Source organism: Rhodanobacter sp. Root179, assembly GCF_001428465.1.
GTDB lineage: Bacteria > Pseudomonadota > Gammaproteobacteria > Xanthomonadales > Rhodanobacteraceae > Rhodanobacter.
Genome location: NZ_LMHR01000005.1, coordinates 1 through 3563, shown reverse-complemented (window position 1 = coordinate 3563; position 3563 = coordinate 1). Strand labels below are relative to the sequence as shown.

Below are 3563 nucleotides of genomic sequence, written 5' to 3'. Positions count from 1 at the left end.
CCCGCCCGCCGCTGCAGAGGGGCCCCGGGTAGAGCAGCGGGCCATCGTGGCCCGCACTCTTCAGAAGAGCCGAAGCAAAACCGGAGCAAAGCGGAGCGAAGCCGAGCGAAGCTCGGCATCTGCGTAAGGCAGGCGCCGTATACAGGGGGCGCTGTCCTGTTTTGAGGGCGTGGCGAACCTCGACGGCGAGGTTTCGTGGGTCGACGGGGACGTTTCCCGGGTGGCCGGCGAGGTTTGGAACCTCAACGGGGACGTGGCCAAGCTCGGCGGGAACGTCCTGAACCTCAACGGGGATGTCCGGAGTCTCGACGAGGAGGTCTGGAACTTCGACGGAGAGGTTTGGAAGGTCGGCGAGGACGTGTGGAACCTCGGCGGGGAGGTTCGGAACCTCGACGGGGACGTGCGGAACCTCCGCGTCGACGTTCCGCACGTCCCGATGGACCGGCAAAGCCCCGGCGGCGCGGTCGGCGACCACCCCGCCGGGAGGTCATGGATCAGGCTGCGGCCGGCTCCGGCGCGGTGCGGGTGCCGCGGGGGCCGGGGAAGCGCTGACGCAGGTCGTCATACACATCCTGCGCACCATCACGGCCACGATGGGCCGCCTCGCGCACGCTCTGGTAATACGCCAGGTCGGCCATCCATACCTCGCTGGACACCAGCTGCACCGTGTCGTCCACACTGGCGGCAAGCGTCTGCAGCTCCGCCGCAAACCGCAGCAGCTGCGTGCGCAGGCTGCGATCCTTCTGCACTTCGGCCAGGTCGACAAAGCCCGGCACGAACTGCGCCCGGTTCGCCATGTAGGTCACGCACTTCTCGTCGAAACCCACCGACTTCGCCCCCAACCGCGGCAACTCCTTCCGCTCCTGCGCCGACAGCGTGGCCAAAAACGGCAACGCCCCGCGAATCGTCGCCAGCGCGCCCTGCACCGCCGCCACGTCCTCATCCGAAAGCACCGCCGAAATACGATTGTCGTTGGACATGCAAACACTCCTTGTAGATCGCAAGCCGCCGGTCTGGCGGCGCGAGGGAGCGTAGCAATCAGGTGCCGCGGGCTTGGGGCGCGGCGTGGTGTAGGGGATGGATGAGGGTAGCGGGTGGCGTGCTGGCCATCGCGTTCGGCCTCGCCCATTCCGTTCGCAACGGCAAGAGCTTTCGTCTGCCTGCGGCAGCCGAGTCACTTTCTCCTTGCGTGGCCACGCGCGCGCAGGATGCGTGCGCGAACAGCGAAGCTGGCCCGAAGGGTGGAGGCAGGATGCCCGGAGTAAAGAGGAAGATAACCAGAGAGAAAGGCCACCCCACTTGGCGCTTGCCGGGCATCCTGCCCGGCCAGTCCGTGAGCCGGGCTCGGGGTAGAGCAGCGAGCCATCGCGGCGCCCTTTTTTTAGAAGATCCAGAGCAAAGCCAGAGTAACAACCGCGAGCGGCTAAAGCCGTCTCTCAGAAGTGACATGTTGTAAAACCAAACCCCAATCGACCGCTTGCGACCCTTCGCTTCGATCAATACTCGTTCGCCGAAAATCGCTTCGTTGCCGAAATTGGTCTCAAGAGGTGGTCACGCTGCGCTCCGCATGAAGGCGAAATTTCTCTTGCCAGGGCGCTTGGTTATGATACGAAGAGGAAGGGCTTGACCTGGGCCACCAACCGGCTCAATTCGTTAGCGTTGTGCTGCAAGTGCTCGTGTTGCCAGAGATTCTGGGCAGGATAAGGCGCACATTCATCCGCCAGCTCGCGACCAAACTGCTCAAACGACTTGCTGTGATTAAAGGCAGCCCTCAGCTTCTCGGGCTCATGTAAACAACCCAGCAGGTAGATGCGATCTGAAACGGCAGGTGTCATGCTTGCCTTGTATTTCTCGTAGAGCGCCAAGCGATCGGTAAACTGGCCGTCGAAATCGATGAGCAATAGAAGGTGTCGTTTGCCAAACGCGGTTATCTGCTGAATCGTCGCTGGGTCGTTCAGGATGTCCAGAACGACCCTCCATCCGCCGGCAGGCGGAAGCACTTGCAGTCTCCTCTGCTGCAACGAGTGATGCTGGCTCAGGCCGTTGATCAGCTGCCGGTTCGCATCGTCCTCCACGATCACCTGCAGGTGATCAAGATACTTATTGCTCATGAGGTCAGCTCACCAGAGAGCAATGTCTGGATTAGGTCGCCCCGCACCTGCAGATCGGCGAGTGGCCGGATACTCGATGGCTCCAGATGGCTCAGCCGGTCGAGCACCCAAGTGTTGTCGTTCGAGAAGCTGCGAATGGTTTCCGCGTTGTGCGATGTGATGATGACCTGCCCGCCTTCATCGAAGGCACGCCTCAGGGCCATCGCAAACTGGCGCACCTCCGCCATAGACAAATGGCTGTCCGGCTCGTCCCAGAACGCTAGCAGCGGGCCGTAAGCCTTGTTGGCTGCTATCAGGACAGCTCCGACGAAGAAGCATTTCTCGCCATCGGAAAGCACCTCGAAATTCAGTTCCAACTGGCTTGCCGGCGGCACGCGGAAGTCAACCACCAGTGTCTTGGCATCACGGCCAGTGGGCACGTTGCGGAACTGGTGTAGGTCAGGCAGCACGTCGCGCAGATAGCTCACAATGTCGTTGTAGGCCGCCGGATACTGGGCCAGTAGCCCAGCTATCCAGTCACCAAAATTTCCGCCATCGGCCAACGGCTGCAGCGACTCGTCCGTCGAATCGCCCGTCATCATCGAAGGCACAGGTGCCAGCAGCACCATACCGGCCAGCCATTGGCGGAACGTGGACAGCATGTCGCTGAACACAGGCTCTTGAATCACATTCAACGCGATTACGTGCCAGTCGATACTGAACTGCGCCTCGTTCTTGTTGGCGCGGGGGGGCATGCTCACCTGAGCCTGGTGGCGCGTGTATATCTCATGGCCGTCTACGTGCAATGACTCTTCGAGCACACGAAACTCCTTGAATCGATCCGGCAATTCAAGCGCCAGCGTGTAGACATACCGACAATTGCCCAGGCGGACCTCGATCGAGAAACGCATTGGCACATCCTTGCGGCCCTTTGCGCAATCGGCAGGCTTTACGAGTTCACCAGTTCGCGTCACGCCGCGGCCTATGCGCTGCAGCACGTTCAAGGCCTTGGCGAGTGTGGACTTGCCGCTACCGTTCTTACCAATCAGCAGCACCGAAGGTGCGCCGCCGGGCTTGAACTCGAAGTTCTCAAGGCAACGGAAGTTGTGGATATACAGACGTTCAATCATGGTGGAAGTCGTCTTGGTAGAGGCAGGACTAGTTTGCCTGGATGCATCCTACACACTTTAGAGTGCGCTGCTTAGGCGCCGTGCTAGCGCAATGATGCGGGAGATTTAGTTCGTTTCCGATGGCAGCAAACAATCATATGTTGACGGTCGCGGCCCAAACGCCAGTCGGAGCTGCTTCTGGCAGATAGCGGACAACGATCAATAGAGAGGGTGTATTGACCAGACACCACGGCTTTTGCTCTCGCAACCGCAACGCGGTTGCGCACCGAGTGCGGGCCAGGATGGCCCGCTGCTCTACCCGGGGCCCCTCTGCAGCGGCGAGGCGGGGTCGACAGGCCGCGTA

General features: G+C 61.1%; 4 protein-coding genes. All 4 read right to left on the bottom strand.

The window, feature by feature from the left end; translation table 11 throughout:
• Positions 1-475, bottom strand: a 475-nt coding sequence (locus ASD82_RS17970) for a hypothetical protein (protein ID WP_235580587.1), incomplete at its 3' end; no start/stop codon positions are given.
• A gap of 19 nt (positions 476-494) precedes the next feature.
• Entirely contained in the window at positions 495-980 is a 486-nt protein-coding gene (locus ASD82_RS00075; RefSeq protein WP_056713615.1) for a hypothetical protein, read from the bottom strand.
• Positions 981-1601: 621 nt separating this feature from the next.
• Positions 1602-2111: a hypothetical protein gene (locus tag ASD82_RS00070; RefSeq protein WP_056713610.1), complete on the bottom strand. Its 510-nt coding sequence runs from the start codon at positions 2109-2111 to the stop codon at positions 1602-1604.
• Positions 2108-3220 (bottom strand): ATP-binding protein, encoded by a 1113-nt coding sequence (locus ASD82_RS00065; protein WP_056713608.1) that lies wholly within the window; start codon positions 3218-3220, stop codon positions 2108-2110. Before ASD82_RS00065 ends, ASD82_RS00070 begins: the two co-directional genes overlap by 4 nt.
• Positions 3221-3563 lie beyond the last annotated feature (343 nt).